The sequence below is a fragment of the Halodesulfovibrio sp. genome, from assembly GCF_015482765.1.
Taxonomy (GTDB): domain Bacteria; phylum Desulfobacterota; class Desulfovibrionia; order Desulfovibrionales; family Desulfovibrionaceae; genus Halodesulfovibrio.
Window position 1 is genome coordinate 1 of record NZ_JADMLB010000001.1, and the last position, 15,399, is coordinate 15,399.

General features: G+C 39.1%; 15 protein-coding genes and 1 pseudogene. All 16 read right to left on the reverse strand.

The genetic code is table 11. The features are described from left to right. Positions 1-277: glycosyltransferase (locus QZY95_RS00005; protein ID WP_290917586.1), on the reverse strand; the 277-nt coding region annotated here is incomplete at its 3' end. A gap of 7 nt (positions 278-284) precedes the next feature. Further along, positions 285-1,190: a glycosyltransferase family 2 protein gene (locus QZY95_RS00010; protein WP_290917589.1), complete on the reverse strand. Its 906-nt coding sequence runs from the start codon at positions 1,188-1,190 to the stop codon at positions 285-287. Beyond that, positions 1,187-2,089 (reverse strand): alpha-1,2-fucosyltransferase, encoded by a 903-nt coding sequence (locus QZY95_RS00015; RefSeq protein ID WP_290917592.1) that lies wholly within the window; start codon positions 2,087-2,089, stop codon positions 1,187-1,189. The genes QZY95_RS00010 and QZY95_RS00015 overlap by 4 nt, the downstream gene beginning before the upstream one ends. After that, on the reverse strand, positions 2,068-3,117 hold the full coding sequence (locus tag QZY95_RS00020; RefSeq protein ID WP_290917594.1) for a hypothetical protein: 1,050 nt from the start codon (positions 3,115-3,117) through the stop codon (positions 2,068-2,070). Before QZY95_RS00020 ends, QZY95_RS00015 begins: the two co-directional genes overlap by 22 nt. Then, positions 3,114-3,893 (reverse strand): LicD family protein, encoded by a 780-nt coding sequence (locus tag QZY95_RS00025; protein ID WP_290917597.1) that lies wholly within the window; start codon positions 3,891-3,893, stop codon positions 3,114-3,116. The genes QZY95_RS00020 and QZY95_RS00025 overlap by 4 nt, the downstream gene beginning before the upstream one ends. A 7-nt stretch (positions 3,894-3,900) precedes the next feature. After that, a complete protein-coding gene (locus QZY95_RS00030) occupies positions 3,901-4,536 on the reverse strand; it encodes a methyltransferase domain-containing protein (protein WP_290917599.1) in 636 nt (211 codons plus the stop codon). Position 4,537: 1 nt separating this feature from the next. Further along, positions 4,538-5,236, reverse strand: coding sequence for an amino acid racemase (locus QZY95_RS00035; RefSeq protein ID WP_290917601.1), 699 nt, complete (start codon positions 5,234-5,236; stop codon positions 4,538-4,540). Next, the gene (locus tag QZY95_RS00040) at positions 5,233-5,871 is read right to left on the reverse strand and encodes an NTP transferase domain-containing protein (RefSeq protein WP_290917604.1); all 639 of its coding nucleotides are present in this window, start codon (positions 5,869-5,871) and stop codon (positions 5,233-5,235) included. The genes QZY95_RS00035 and QZY95_RS00040 overlap by 4 nt, the downstream gene beginning before the upstream one ends. Next, complete coding sequence (locus QZY95_RS00045) at positions 5,844-6,431, reverse strand: HAD-IB family phosphatase (protein ID WP_290917607.1); 588 nt, start codon at positions 6,429-6,431, stop codon at positions 5,844-5,846. The genes QZY95_RS00040 and QZY95_RS00045 overlap by 28 nt, the downstream gene beginning before the upstream one ends. A gap of 45 nt (positions 6,432-6,476) precedes the next feature. Beyond that, on the reverse strand, positions 6,477-7,736 hold the full coding sequence (locus QZY95_RS00050; protein WP_290917610.1) for an ABC transporter ATP-binding protein: 1,260 nt from the start codon (positions 7,734-7,736) through the stop codon (positions 6,477-6,479). 9 nt (positions 7,737-7,745) lie between these two features. Further along, positions 7,746-8,567 (reverse strand): ABC transporter permease, encoded by an 822-nt coding sequence (locus QZY95_RS00055; protein ID WP_290917613.1) that lies wholly within the window; start codon positions 8,565-8,567, stop codon positions 7,746-7,748. Beyond that, positions 8,558-9,496, reverse strand: coding sequence for a GDP-L-fucose synthase (locus tag QZY95_RS00060; RefSeq protein WP_290917615.1), 939 nt, complete (start codon positions 9,494-9,496; stop codon positions 8,558-8,560). The genes QZY95_RS00055 and QZY95_RS00060 overlap by 10 nt, the downstream gene beginning before the upstream one ends. 11 nt (positions 9,497-9,507) lie before the next feature. Continuing rightward, complete coding sequence (gene gmd, locus QZY95_RS00065; protein ID WP_290917617.1) at positions 9,508-10,656, reverse strand: GDP-mannose 4,6-dehydratase; 1,149 nt, start codon at positions 10,654-10,656, stop codon at positions 9,508-9,510. Between the two features lie 394 nt (positions 10,657-11,050). Next, on the reverse strand, positions 11,051-12,025 hold the full coding sequence (locus QZY95_RS00070; RefSeq protein ID WP_290917619.1) for an exopolysaccharide biosynthesis polyprenyl glycosylphosphotransferase: 975 nt from the start codon (positions 12,023-12,025) through the stop codon (positions 11,051-11,053). A 100-nt stretch (positions 12,026-12,125) separates the two neighbouring features. After that, entirely contained in the window at positions 12,126-13,127 is a 1,002-nt protein-coding gene (galE, locus tag QZY95_RS00075; RefSeq protein ID WP_290917622.1) for a UDP-glucose 4-epimerase GalE, read from the reverse strand. Between the two features lie 239 nt (positions 13,128-13,366). Next, positions 13,367-14,438, reverse strand: a pseudogene (locus QZY95_RS00080) (IS3 family transposase). Positions 14,439-15,399 lie beyond the last annotated feature (961 nt).

Genomic DNA, 15,399 nt, shown 5'->3' on the forward strand with positions numbered 1-15,399 from the left:
TTTTTTCTGTGAAGAAAAAGTCATCATCTAACAACAAAAAGTATTTAGTCTTAACGTTAGACACTGCATAGTTACGCCCTGCTGAAAGGCCTATGTTAAAATCCGTAGCAAGATAAGTAACATTATTCTCGAACTCGCAAAGATTAACTTTTTCTTCACTATCATCAACTATGATTATATCGATTAATGGATAATAAGTCCGAATAGATTGATATAGCCGAAGCAAACTTTCAGGTCTTTCAAATGCCTTCACTACAATTGTAACGTCACGCAACATACTCGCACTATCTTCTTTTTAAACTATTTTTCAGCTTAATTATGATTGGAAAAACTTTAGCTTTAAGAAGTGAGTTAAAAATCAGAATCATAGCATTGGATAAGCCAATATTACGTGTTAGGGCCCAAAACAGTTTATTAAGCTGACGTATTTTTAAATGCACAAAGATATCTTTAGCAGACATATTTTCATATTCGTGAAGGTCTTCTCTAATAAGTTTTTTATATTCGCTCAAAGCAATTTTTGCTCTCGCCTCTGTTTGTGCCTGACAGAAGCTGCAACTTATAGAGTCGCCATGTAACCGATAAAGCAATAACGGTTCTTCCAAGTTAGAGAGTTGAGAAACGTACTTTAATTCATTCCATAAACTATAATCTTCAGCATGGAGATAAGAATCTGAGTACTGAATATCATTAGCTAAAAACAAATCACGACGCATCATGACAGCAGGATGAGCTAACATAGAACTCTCGGCAAAAAGAAACGAGCTGAATAACTTATGCGGATTCGTCTCATAGCACATTATTTCTCCCAAACCACTTGAGGAGAAACACTGAACAGCTGAACCTAATACCCCTATTTCAGAATGACTATCCAAGAAATCAACTTGCTTTTGAAGCCGTGTTGGGTAAGAAATATCATCCGCATCCATCCGAGCAATATATTTGCCACGACATAGCCGAAGACCACGATTCAACGTCGTAATGATACCTGAATTTAGAGCATTCTTCTCATATCTAATTCTATGATCCGAGTACGATAAAATAATTTCCTCAGAAGAATCTGTTGAACCATCGTTTATAATTACAAGCTCAAAATCTTTAAACGTTTGCCCAAGAATACTATCAATAGCTTCTGTGACATATGCTTCACAGTTATACACAGGCAATAAGACTGAAACATTAGGTGTCATATTTTAATCCAACCGTCTAAGTACAAGTCATCTGTTTTATATTCTGCCCCCTTAAACCATCTAGCTGGAGCGATCGTTATCCCTTGATATTCTTTTAACCATGCCCCCCACCACGAAAATGAACTATTCGCTAATATATGATGCTTGCAATACGTCATTAATTGCATGTCTCGGAAAGCATTTTTACCACTGTTTCCTGTAACAACCGTCATTTTTTCAAGATTAAAATTCTGAAGAGCCCACTCAGGATCATCACTAAAAATAAAATAATGCGGTTTTGTAATCAGCGGGCTAAGATAAGCTACAGCATCGCCATAATACTCCATGCTACAGCAACCATGAAATGCATTCGTTACAGCATTCGAAACATAATCTCCTCTCCGCACATGCAAACATACAGCATTTTCTTCAGCGCGTATTTTCCTATAGTAGGACAAATTCAAGGAATCAGAGATGTCAGGGAATATAAAATCTCCCTTAATGATATCCTTATTTTTCTCAAAGTACCTTGGCGACTGCCAATACCCTTCTAAATAACAACTTTCAGGTACAGAGGTAATTCCAGACCAATAATGGAAATGAGGCTCTTTTATATAGCTCGAGGGTAGAGAAATTTTCTTTTTGAATATTTTCTCTGTACTGTTAACCAGTCTTGAAAACCGATGTTTCGTAAGCTTATCGACAGCCCTCTTCTTTGCTTCTCTCGTCTCAAAAGAAAAAAGTGGCAGTTCAAAATCTCTTGACGTAGCATTCCCTGTACTTTGATACCAAGATGTATCAAGTAACAACGGTAACAGCTTATCAGCTGAAAGAGACCGAGCCATTGCATATTGAAACATTTGATTGCCAAGGCCGCCGAAAATTTTGGCAATTATCATTAACTTTTCTTTGTTATCCACTTAACAAACCGACCGAAAATGTTACGTAGCTTTCTCTCAACTCTATTTTGTCTGTCTTGTCGATCAAAGCCTTCAACTATAGCTATAATGTCTTCATCAGTTAACTGAGGGCTATTTCCATTATTTTCATTTTTCCACCAAAACCCGACCTGCTCATTATTTCGAAGGTTAAATAGGGCAACATCCCTCTTAAGAAATTCTTCTGCAGGACTTCCCTCATATTTTTCATCCCCCTTATCTTTATACAGAGCTGCTGTGCCGCCTTTTCCATAATGAAACACAAAAGCCCTTCTAGAAATATACCCATTTGCTCTTCGGTGAACTAAGTTTCGAAAGTATTCAGTATTATAGAAAACTGAATAATACTCATCACATAGATATCCAAAACGACTTAAACAATCGGCTGTGAAAACTGTGGTCTCAAATGAGGGACTGTGGACATACTTTATTGTACGCCATGTTTTAAATCTTGCGGCAAGATCAGTAATATGCTTTTGCTCAACACCACTTTTTACGCCAACGACAGTTTCTTCTCGAACATCATAATCCCAGTTGGCATGCTTCCCCAAGGGAACAAGTAAATTTTTGTGGGTCACAAAAGAGGTAGAAGGCATTACGAAATCAGCATCTTTAAACAAGCAGAACTCTTCAATAACTGTATTAAACCAATCTATTGGCACAATGTAATCATCTGCAAAAACTGATGCGTAACTATATTTTTTAGATTTATGTAGTTTTTTGAGAATATAATTATAGCCCTTAACCATCATACTCTCTGAATATGAATAGCTTTCGACTGTTATAAACTCATGTTTTTTTGCTAATTTTTTCACCAAAGCTTCGGTGACAGGCCCAACCCCCGGAATAATTGTCCCTTGTGCGAACGAGGTATTGAGCAAGAACAAAAGTTCAACTTTTGTTCTTGAATGAAGTGCAGCCTCAACAAGGCTTTTTAGCCCGGTCTCAACTCGTTCAAGGTGAAAAGGGTCATCAAAAGGATTAAATATTAATACGCCCACACCAATCATATTTTCCCAACCTTGGCCTTAACTACAGAAAGAATTACCTCGAACAACGTAACGGTGATAGTGCTAGACGAGTAAGTATGAAAAAAAAGCACATCATCAGGGTTATATGATGCCTTGTCATTATGATGTTGATATAAGTCAACATGAACTCCAAAGTAGCCATCTAAATAATTTCTTTTACCAATCTTTTGCTTCCAATTTTTATAGTAAGTTGAAAAATATAAATCCAAATTAGACGGAGCTGGGAAGCAAATGTTCTGGAAGAATCTTTTTTCCAAATTATCCAAACAGGTTGCTTCATAAACATATCTAAGTGCACTATGCACAAAAGGAGTAGGAGGGGGTTCAAGCCCGACATATTCTCGTGGAGCGTCATAATAATAAACAGACTCATCTCTCCTAAAGCACTCAATATCGATTCCCACAAAGTGCTTTTCAATTCGCAAAAGAGCTAAATCTCCATTTGAATAATGATAGCTATACCGAATCGTAAAGCCGGCCTCTTCGAGGGCAGCTATGAATTCCTTTCCATCAGTATTAAACAATATACCAATGTCTATGTCTGTATCACCTTCAATAAAACATCCATCTCGGACTATTCCAAGTAACGTTCCAGCATCAACCCAATGCGTGATACCGCAACTAGACAAAAAGGTTAGAACGTCCTTTAACGCTACCGCCCCATTTTTTCCTAAAAGTCTCGAACGAGTGCTTTCTAGTGCTATATGCTTCCAAAAAGAATATTTTTTTTTTGCAGCATTTATTTTTTTAAACATTTAGCACCTACTTTTTACAAGTCAGAGCATAAAAATGCGTGTCGTTCCAACGATTTGCTTCAGGAGGGTATACATCTACAACATCGACACTTGAAAAACCAATGGCTTTCAGACGGTCAACTTCAAAAGTGACATCCCTGTATTCTGCAAAATAGTCTTTCTCTAGCTCGTCAGAGTATGTAACAACTTTTGTAGCTCCCAAGCCAAATTGATTTTTTAAAATAAAAATACCATCCGAATCAAGTGCATTGTAAGCCTTCTTATACAACAAGAGACTTTCATCTGTATTAAAATGATGAGCAGTGCCAAACATTGTAACCATGTCAACACTTGTCTCTGGCTCATACAAAAGTAAGTCCTCATTAACTATGGATAAGTTAGGAGCCTTCAAAATAAAACGCGAAAATTCTTCAAAATACTCAATCGCTATTATTTTAGAAAAATGGTCGACTAATTGATTTATTATCAACCCACCTCCTGACCCAAAATCCATCAAGGAAGAGACATTATGTGAATGCTCTAAGATCAATTTTACATCATATTGAGAAAAATCATTACGCTTTTGTAGCTTAGTATCGTAAGGAGAAGTACTTTGCTTTGCCATCTCCCCATAGAAATTCAAACTAGCCCTATTAGTATCCATTTCACCCCTCATACACGCTGGTAACAAGTTTTTTTGCAAGAACAGCATTTGTATCGACAACAATAACTGGTAGATTTTTTAATGCATCAAACAAAATACACAATTCTGTACACCCTAAAACTAAAACATCTATTGAATAGTTACTTACAATATGACGAAGTAAGTTTTCACAACGTGCTAATAGCTCTGGATCAAAATTTTTTCCTTTAACCCCATATATCAATCGTTCAACCTCAAGCTGCGTCTCAGCACAATGCTTAATATAACTATACCCTACAGCCTCAAGAAGTTGCTTATATGGCTCAAGCTGATAAACAATATGTGCTCCAAGCACCATGACATTCTTTTCATCAGGATAAACAGATTGAAGCCAATCCACGGTAGGGTCAATTGTTCCCACGATTGGATAGTCAGGAAATCTTGTGGATACCTCACTTAAAAAGTATGATGCACTATTGCAGGGAACATAAACAGCTTCTGCCCCCTGACTCTTTAATCTCTCCACAGATTCAATCATCATCTTCACAGGAGATTCTTCGCCATACAAAATATGGCGATTTCGACTTGGAACTTTTGGGTTATTATCAATTAGTAAATGAATATGGTCTGAATCTTTCTCTACTGGAGTTAAGTCGAGGACTTTGTTAAAAAAAGCCAACGTTGCATAAGGCCCCATTCCTCCAAGGATACCTTGTATCACAACCCCCACTCCTTAAACCTTTGCAAGGCCAAATTGTAATCCTGCATTGTATCGATATCCATTGATCTTACGACCTTACACTTAAGAGGAAGGCTCGGTTCGATTACCTCATATAAATGCAAGTTAGGGGAAAAGTGAATAGAATCCCTTGGCAAAAGTGCTGGACCAATCCACTCATAGTCGCCAGCCTCTCTAGAAAAACCTATCGCCTTATCAAAATCCGTTTCAACTAAAACAGCTTCTTCTGACGAAACGCTAGTTACTCCAACAAAAGGTTCTACAGCTTGCAAACATTCTTCCATGTCTTCAGGGTGAATAATCACATCACCATCCAACGTAAAAATATGCTCATTAGCATTTTGGGATGCTAAATAAACGCTTGCTGAAGTTTTAGAATGAAAATAGTCATGATTAAAAACAAACGTAACGTTTTTTCTCACAGCTAATACAGTCTTTATCACCTCACTAGCCTGAAAACCTACAACAATCCTAACATCCTCTACATGTTGCAACATTTCTAATTGACGTTGGATTATCGGCTTTCCATGTATATCGATAAGCGCCTTAGTTTGCCCAAGCCCTAACCTTGACCCAACCCCAGCACAACCTATAACAACTGTCTTAGGAATCGACATAACTCATCCTCATCAAAAATAGCATGACTAGCAACTTGCATCACTGACGCAGATGGCCAATGAACAGCCCCAAAGGCAACCCCAATATCTGCTACCCGAATTGCTTCTGCGTCATTATTCCCCTCTCCAACAAAAACAACCTGATAGCCTACTTGCTGATACTTTAACACCACATCAGCTTTATTTATAATACTCGAAACAGACTCTAGGCGATCATCTTGCACAACTGCTTTTGACGTTTCAGCGGCACATGAAACATTCGTCAAAAGTGAAGCAACCCAACAGTCAAGGTTTCCTGTAACGATACGGCAATTACTTGAATAGCTATTGATAAATTCAACAAGCATCTTATGCAATTTAATGTCTTCTAAAGCGTGATTCACTTCTGCAACAGAAAAGCGCTTAAGAACATTTATTCTTCTAATAAAGCCTTCCACAAAAGGAATTCGGCCTTCAATTGTCTGCCGTGTTAAGTCATTGATTTCATCTAACACATTAAAGTGTTTTGCTATAGCAGGTAACGTCTCTTGAGCTGTAACGGTACCGTCAAGATCAAACATAAAGATTCTAGGCTTACTACACATCAGCTTTTCACCCATATAAGATTAAGGAATTGTTTCTGAGCTCCACTCATGTTCTACATAGTGAGTATAGCCATGGGTATTTTTATGATACTCGTAAGTACTACCAGCTCTTTTTGGCAAGCGCATATTCACTGTTTGAACATTATCTAAATAATCAATTCGCACCCCATCTCCAACTAAACCAACTGACAAAGCATATTCACCAGAAAATAGCTGCAATGGTTTTGTCATGCATTCAATCTTATGAACACCTCGTTGAAAGCGTGGAGCAAAATTTTGACGATAGAGAGACTGGAAGAACAATGTTTTTTCGTATCCACTTACTATAAAAAAGTCTGCTCCGACATTTAATTCGTCAACTAAAACCTCGAAAGTCACTTCAAAAATACAAGGTAGATCCGAGTCTATTACATCAGATATATCATTCCCAACATTTCGAAATGAACACGAGAGAATTTTTGCATCATTACTGCCAGTATGGGTTCGCTCCACTTCACCTAACTTTTGCGAAGTCAAAGTAGGCGCAATGCTATTTTCATAAGCCTCTAAACAACCAGTTATGTCGCCTGAGAAACTTAGCTCTCCTGATGTTAGGAACAACCCTTTTGAACAAAGTTGTTGAATCGCCCCCATGTTATGGCTTACAAAAAGAACGGTCCGTCCCTCACTCTTGCCTACCTCTTCCATTTTTCCGAGACATTTTTTTTGAAACTCTGTATCGCCAACGGCTAATACTTCATCCACAACAAGAATCTCCGGTTCCAAGTGGGCAGCAACGGCAAAGGCAAGACGCACATACATACCAGAAGAATAGCGTTTTACTGGGGTATCTAAAAATTTTTCAACGCCTGCAAAATCAACAATTTCATCAAATTTTTTGCGAACTTCAGCGCGAGTCATCCCAAGCACAGCCCCATTAAGAAAAATATTTTCTCTTCCAGTAAGCTCCGGGTGGAACCCTGTTCCAACCTCGAGCAAACTCGCCACTCGGCCACGCATAGTTACTTTACCAGATGAGGGCTCTGTTATTCGCGAAAGCAATTTTAATAACGTAGACTTACCAGCACCATTTCGTCCAATAATGCCAACACGGTCACCAGGCATGATATCAAAGAAGACATCCTTCAATGCCCAAAACTCTTCATTAACTTCTCTTCGTGTAAAAATTTTTTTGGGAAGCTGAAAAATCTCTTCTCGCAAAGATCGATAGACCCCACGACCATCTTTATGCTTAATTAAATACTTCTTACCCAGTCCCTCTACGGAAATAATTGGTTTCACCTGATACTCCTAAATTACATCCACAAAAGTTTTTTCTGTTCTTCTAAACACTTTCAAACCAATACAGATGAATACTACAGCAAATACTAATGACACCATCAGCGCCTTCGAAGGAAATTCAACAGAACCTAACAGGGCCCATCTAAAACCATCAATTACCCCAACCATGGGATTACACATAAATATCGTTTGCCATTGCTCGGGTACAATAGAAGAGGAGAAGCCCACAGGAGAAACATACAATCCAAACTGAGTAATAAATGGCAAAATATATCTGAAATCTCTATATGTTACATTCAAAGAGCAAAGAAGTAACCCTGGTCCTAAGGCCAATATACTAGCCAATAATGCCAGTGGCACTACGGCAAACACCTGCATAGGTGGCAAATACTGTAGAAAAACCATAAGCACAGCGAGAATAGCCATTGAAAGCAGAAAATCGACTACAGCAACGCCTACAGTGGCTGTTGGAACAAGTAGCCTTGGAAAATATACTTTAGATATAAGGTTAGCATTCGCAACAAGACTATTTGATGCATTCGCAAGAGACGTCGCAAATAATTGCCAAGGAAGCATAGCTGCATACACCATCAAAGCATATGGTGCTTCACCTTCTGTAGGCAGCTTAGCCACTTTTCCAAAAACGAACGTGAAAGCGAGCATTGTCAATAAAGGACGGAGCACTGCCCACAGAATACCTATGACAGTTTGCTTATACTGCACCACAACATCACGCCATGTAAGAATCAGAAAAAGTTCTTTGTAATACCAAAGATCTTTCCAATACTGGCGTTCTGTTTTTCCTGCTTCAATAGTAAGTTCTATAGACATGCTTTACCGCTATCCAAGTACCAGTTGTATGTTTTTTTAATACCCTCAGCCAATTCGACTTGTGGCTTCCAACCCATTGTAAACAGCTTTTTACTGTCCATAAGCTTACGCGGGGTCCCGTCAGGTTTGGAAGGATCAGTTTCTATAGTACCGGTAAATCCGACAGCGATTGCAACCTGTTTTGCCAAATCCAGAATAGAGATTTCTTCCCCGCTTCCCACGTTTACATGTTCGGAATCAGAGTACGTCTGCATTAGGAATAAACAAGCGCTCGCCATGTCATCTACATGCAAAAACTCACGTAGTGGAGTGCCGGTCCCCCAAATGGTAACTGAAGGAGCATTGTCGGCTTTCGCCTCATGAAAACGCCTGATTAACGCAGGTAAAACGTGGCTGTTTTCTGGATGGAAATTATCACCTTCACCATACAAATTTGTCGGCATAGCAGAAATAGCATCAAAGCCGTGCTGCTTTCGATACGCCTGGCACATTTTTATACCAGCAATCTTGGCAATGGCGTACCATTCATTTGTAGGCTCTAGCGTACCTGTCAGCAGACAATTTTCTGTCATAGGTTGTGGTGCAAACTTAGGATAAATACAGGATGAGCCAAGAAAGAGAAATTTTTTCGTGCTATTTCTGTAAGCAGCATCAATAACATTTGTTTGTATAAGCAAATTGTCACTAATAAAATCAGCAGGATATGTATCATTTGCATGAATGCCGCCAACCTTAGCTGCTGCCAAAAAAACGTATTCTGGTTGCTCTTGCTCAAAAAAAGCATCAACTGCTGACTGATTACGTAAGTCAAGTTCTGCACTAGTTCTTGTTACAATATTAGTGAAGCCCTGCGTGCTAAGCTGACGACAAATCGCTCCCCCAACAAGTCCACGATCTCCTGCAACGTATATTTTACTGTTCTTTTGCATGAAGACACCGATTACTCATTGTAGTCACAAATTTTAAAGCCGTTTTGCTGACAAACTTTATCTTTAGCAGCCAAGACAAAATCCTCCTGCACCATTTCTACGACCATTTCTTCAAAGGAGATTTTAGGTTCCCAACCTAACTCTTTCTTAGCTTGTGCAGGATCACCAAGCAAAGTTTCTACTTCTGTCGGTCTAAAGTAACGAGGATCAACTTCTACAATTACATCACCAATGCTCAGATTTGTCGCAAAGCTCTGAGCTGTTGGATGCAAAGCATTAAAGACTTCTGTATCAAAACCAGAAACAATACCTTTTTCTTCTACACCTTCACCCTGCCAATCAAGAGAAATACCAAGCCCTTTGGCTGCTTCGTTTACAAAATCTCGTACAGAGAACTGACGTCCTGTTGCTATAACAAAATCTTTGGGTTCGTCTTGTTGCAACATAAGCCACTGCATTTCAACATAATCTTTGGCATGTCCCCAGTCGCGCTTGGCATCCAAGTTGCCAAGATACACTGTATCCTGCAGGCCAAGCGCTATACGGGAAAGAGCACGAGTTATTTTTCGTGTAACAAACGTTTCACCACGAAGCGGCGATTCATGGTTAAATAAAATACCGTTACAGCCATATATCCCATATGCTTCACGGTAATTTACAGTAATCCAATATGCATACAACTTCGCGCAAGCATATGGAGATCGTGGATAAAAAGGTGTTTTTTCTGTTTGAGGAATCTCTTGTACAAGTCCGTACAACTCAGAAGTTGATGCCTGATAAAATCGAGTCTTTTTTTCAAGCCCTAAGAGCCTAATAGCTTCAAGAATTCGAAGAGTGCCTAACGCGTCAGTATTTGCTGTGTACTCTGGAGAATCAAAAGAAACCTTTACGTGGCTTTGTGCCGCCAAGTTGTATATTTCATCAGGTTGCACTTCTTGAATAATGCGAATCAAATTTGTAGAATCAGTTAGGTCGCCGTAATGCAAAACCAAGTTTCTATTCTCAGTATGCGGATCTTGATAGAGATGGTCGATGCGATCTGTATTAAACAAAGAGGCACGACGAATTATACCGTGCACCTTATATCCCTTCTCAAGCAGCAACTCAGCTAAGTAAGCACCATCTTGTCCTGTGATACCAGTAATTAAAGCCTTTTTCACTACACACCTTCTAATTCAACAAGTAACAAAATTCACCTAATTGCGTAAAATAAAAAAATATAGCCACTGCAACCAGTAAAAATTCATCTTTAATTAAAAAGAACTTAACTAATTCAACCAGTCCTAAGATGCAAGCTATGTTTTTTTTAAGCCAATTATCACTTTCACTGCTTTATGTAAGGAGTTATTGCCCCATCCTTACATATTGCCCCCCTTCAAAATAAAGCTTTATGGCACATCTATTGCTTATTACATAAAAAAATCACGAATCGCTAAGACTCAGATTATTGTAACTCTGAACCTCAACAAATCGTGATTTATTTATAAATAAGAAAAAACTACGATATACAGAAAGACTCATATTTAATTTATATCCATTAAGTAAAATTTACAACTATCGTCCCATCCCAAACAAGACCGTCTTAATTGTCAGGAACAATATCTTTATATCAATAAGTACATTGTAATGCTTAATATAATATATATCATACTTATGCTTCCAAATCGCATCTTCTAATGAAGCACCATAACAGTACTTCACTTGAGCTAACCCAGAAATACCTGGTCGCACTGCATGACGAAATCGATAATACGGAATTTTTCCTTCTAACTCTGAAATAAAAACTTCTCGCTCTGGTCGTGGGCCAATTAAGGACATCTCGCCTTTGAGAACATTGATAAGTTGTGGCAACTCATCAATCCTCGTTTTCCGAATAAATTTTCCAACATGTGTGATTCTATCATCGTGTTGTGAAGCCCACTTAGCACCATCCTTTTCTGCATCTTGCCGCATGGAACGGAATTTAATCACGTAAAATTCCTTATTATGCAACCCAGTTCTACGTTGAGTAAACAATACAGGTCCTGAAGACTCCAGCTTTATAAGCAAACTAGTAATCAGGCCTATAGGCAAAGTAACCAGAAGGAGAAGTGTTGATAATGTTATGTCAAAAACACGTTTTAAAATGGCGTGACGTTTTCTTGAAAGAATAGAAAAGGCTTTTTGATGTAAGAAGAATTGGTCGTTAAGTAACTCCACCTCAGTATGCCCTAAGTTTCTATCCAAAAAACTGATAAGAGGCTCAACCCAGCCGCCCTTTTTCATTGCTTCAATCAAAAAGTCATGACGTTTTTGAGCCAGATCCCAGCTTTGGTAATGACAAAGAATCGTACCTGCAGCATGTGGGGCGGAATAATCATTAATTTTATACCGGATGCCATTGCTGGATAGTACATTGCAAACAAGCTGCTCTGCCTGAGGAGGACAAAAAACATAGATTATTTGATCGTAACGCAAAACACCAGATGGCCCATAATGTTCTACAAAACTTTCAGACGCACGACTTGCTTCATCAAAAAAATTATTCATGATTCCTTAGCATTAACTCAAAAAAATTTTTAAATACACCAGCTCTAGGCAGTCAACGAACACACTTGGTTGGAATTTCTCTTGTAAAGTGCAAAAGCAACTACTTTGAATTGCATTGAGCCAACCAGCTACTGCGAACCATTTCCTTTATCCCCAACTCTGCCTTCCAGCCAAGCTCCTTTTCAGCCTTATCCGTTGCGGCCCAGCATTCTGCGACATCTCCTGGGCGACGAGAAGTAACTTTATACGGCACATTAACCTTATTTTCTGCAATAAACGCAGACAGCAGCTGAAGCACACTTGTCCCATTTCCAGTACCAAGGTTATATGTGACGCACCCAGGATTCTCAGCAAGCTTATTGATTGCTGCAACATGCCCCTTTGCCAAGTCTACAACATGGATATAGTCGCGAACTCCTGTGCCGTCTACAGTCTCATAATCATCTCCGAACACATTAAGACATTCACGAAGTCCGGAAGCAGTCTGACAAATATATGGCATTAAGTTGTTAGGAATTCCTCTAGGACTTTCGCCAAGTAATGCCGAATCATGAGCTCCGACTGGATTAAAGTAGCGTAACAAGGCAATATTCATTGCCGGATTGGCTACACACAGATCTTTCAAAATATGCTCAATAAAAAGCTTACAATTCCCATAAGGGTTTGTTGCACTTAAAGGATGTTCCTCTGTCAAAGGAAGAAAATGAGGAGTACCATACACAGTAGCTGAAGAACTGAATACAATGTTAGTAACGTGATGGTTAAGACAAGCTTCACACAACGAAAGCGTACTATCAATATTATTTCGATAGTACATAAGAGGCAATTCTACAGATTCACCTACTGCTTTATACCCTGCAAAGTGAATCACACCATCGATAACATGTTGCGAAAATATGTCATTCAGCGCAGCGGTATTACAAACATCTTGAGTATACAGTGTTACCGACTTTCCAGCGATTTTTTGAATTGAGGCAAGGGATTCTGGTGAGCTATTTGAAAAATCATCCACACAAATAACATCATGCCCAGCAGCAAAAAGTTCAACAATTGTATGACTGCCAATATATCCGGCACCACCAGCTACGAGTATTGTCGGCATGTTATCTCCATAGAAATAAAAAAAATATAATTTTCTAAAGGCTCTTTCATCAAGAAAGTTCAAGGTCCAAAAAGACCTACACTAGAATTCATGATACAAAATTGAGCAGGCCTCCACCTCATTCTTACTTATTTATTTTTTCCGTGAGTAAGTCCCTATATTGGCAGTGTCAAGCTAAGGTCTACCCCAACTCATTATCAAAATATTAAAAAGGCATCACCAGCACTGACGTCTTCCCCCTAATCAGTACCGGTAGATTGTAGAGAAATTTGGCTAGTTGAATGGTCAATCTGGGTACGGGCAAAGTCATTTGGAGTCAAATTTTCAAGAGAAGAATGAGGACGAAATTCGTTATATTCTTTTCGTCATGTTTCAACCTTCTTTCGAGCATCAGAAAGTGACAGGAACCAATGCGTGTTTAAACATTCATCCCGAAAGCTTCCGTTAAAAGACTCGATAAACGGGTTGTCCGTAGGTTTTCCCGGTCTTGAAAAGTCCAGTGTTACATTATTTTCATAGACCCACTTGTCGAGTGTCTTGGAAATAAACTCGCTACCATTATCTACCTGAATACGTTGTGATTTGCGTCCAGAGAACAGCCGGAGCCACTCGAGCCTGCTTACAACATGTTGCCTTTTGATGGCGTGATCCACATGGATTTCCAGGCACTCGCGACTAAAATTATCACAGCTAAGGCACGGATTCTTCGTCCGTTGAACAGGTTGTCTGCCACAAAATCCATAGCCCAACACTGATCAATACTAGAGAGTTCTGGCCGATCCATGCGGTGAGCTGCCGAAACATTTCGTCTAGGACGCTTGGAGCGTAGGTTTAATCCTCCTTCGCAGTACAATCTGTGAACCTTCTTATGATTCAAATGCCATCCTTCCCTGCGCAATAGAACATATATCCGTTGGCAACCATACCGCACCCGAGTTTCGAAATCTCTCGGATACGAAAACGAAGCGCAGAATCATTTTTCCGTGTAGGCTTGTAATATAGCTTGATCTACTAATGCATAAGACAGAACAACGCCTACGCACGCTGACTTGATAAGCCTGTTCCAGGTGTTCAGCAGATTTTATCAATTGAGCAGGCTTTAAAACTTTTTTGTGAGAACATCCTGCAACATTTGCTTATCGAGACTCAAGTCTGCAACAAACTTTTTAAGTTGCCTATTTTCTTCTTCCAATTGTAGAACGTAGCTTCTGAGATGCCCATCTTACGACATACCTCTTTAACTCTTGTTCCTGTCTCAGCTTGTCGTAAGGCAAAAGCGATCTGCTCGTCGGTAAATTTCGTCTTTTTCATGGCAAACTCCTTGGGTCACAATAGGTTAATTTGCCAAAATTCTCTATTTTTAACTGGTTCAGTTTATTGGGAAGACGTCATCATAAAAAATTTCACAAAAAAGTGAGCCATACGTACTTTTCATATCATTCTATGTAGCTGCAGCCAGCGTACAACCGTTACCGCCCCCCATGTATCGCTCCGTATAGTAGCAATACATCCACTTCTTATTCAGTTTCTACAGTCCCACCCAACGCAATTCGCCATCTGCAAATGACCTTTCCACTTACAAGCGACTATAGCTACACGATACCATCTAATATAAATCGATTCGGCAAAGTCATTTCAGGACTTAGCAATTAGTAAACAACTACTAGGTAATTTTCCTAAACCAGTACAAATGCCAACAATTTAACAACAGTGTATATCATTAAGAAAACATGTCAGTTAATGGACAGAGGTTCTGTCAATTTCTTTTCCTTAAGGTAGTTCTGTCATGCTATCACTATATTTGCTTTACTGCTGGAGTTCGATATTGCAAACATTCTTCACTTATTCTCATAAAAGAAATCCCAGCAGAAATATTTTCTACAGACCTTACAATTGCGTTATCAATGTTGTATAGGAACAGTAATGACGGTGCCTGTTTCCACGTGCAATTTAGCGGCTGATGTCGGGTTCCATGCAGCATAACAGTTGTTATCTGCAAAAATCTTTTTTTAACTTAGGGGGCGTCCACTTTGATGGCCATATTTTTCCTCTGTCTGTTTCAGGCATGAAACAGACAGAGGACGATCTACCAGCTGAACGCTGATGAATACTACATTTTCTTTTATGGTGGTGAATATACCACTCAACTTACGGTTTTTCGCCGTTATTCATTTCTTCCCGCTTGCCCGTTCGTAAATGGAATACGGACGTCCATATAGAATTGCGTTTTTTGGCCACGAATATACACGGTGCATACACCGCTGTGGCTATC

Excerpts from the sequence above, each read along its gene's own strand:
- galE (WP_290917622.1), bottom strand. The coding sequence starts at position 13,127 with ATGCCGACAATACTCGTAGCTGGTGGTGCCGGATATATTGGCAGTCAT.
- QZY95_RS00045 (WP_290917607.1), bottom strand. The coding sequence starts at position 6,431 with ATGTTTGATCTTGACGGTACCGTTACAGCTCAAGAGACGTTACCTGCT.
- QZY95_RS00025 (WP_290917597.1), bottom strand. The coding sequence starts at position 3,893 with ATGTTTAAAAAAATAAATGCTGCAAAAAAAAAATATTCTTTTTGGAAG.
- QZY95_RS00020 (WP_290917594.1), bottom strand. The coding sequence starts at position 3,117 with ATGATTGGTGTGGGCGTATTAATATTTAATCCTTTTGATGACCCTTTT.
- QZY95_RS00060 (WP_290917615.1), bottom strand. The coding sequence starts at position 9,496 with ATGCAAAAGAACAGTAAAATATACGTTGCAGGAGATCGTGGACTTGTT.
- QZY95_RS00040 (WP_290917604.1), bottom strand. The coding sequence starts at position 5,871 with ATGTCGATTCCTAAGACAGTTGTTATAGGTTGTGCTGGGGTTGGGTCA.
- QZY95_RS00055 (WP_290917613.1), bottom strand. The coding sequence starts at position 8,567 with ATGTCTATAGAACTTACTATTGAAGCAGGAAAAACAGAACGCCAGTAT.
- QZY95_RS00010 (WP_290917589.1), bottom strand. The coding sequence starts at position 1,190 with ATGACACCTAATGTTTCAGTCTTATTGCCTGTGTATAACTGTGAAGCA.
- QZY95_RS00070 (WP_290917619.1), bottom strand. The coding sequence starts at position 12,025 with ATGAATAATTTTTTTGATGAAGCAAGTCGTGCGTCTGAAAGTTTTGTA.
- QZY95_RS00030 (WP_290917599.1), bottom strand. The coding sequence starts at position 4,536 with ATGGATACTAATAGGGCTAGTTTGAATTTCTATGGGGAGATGGCAAAG.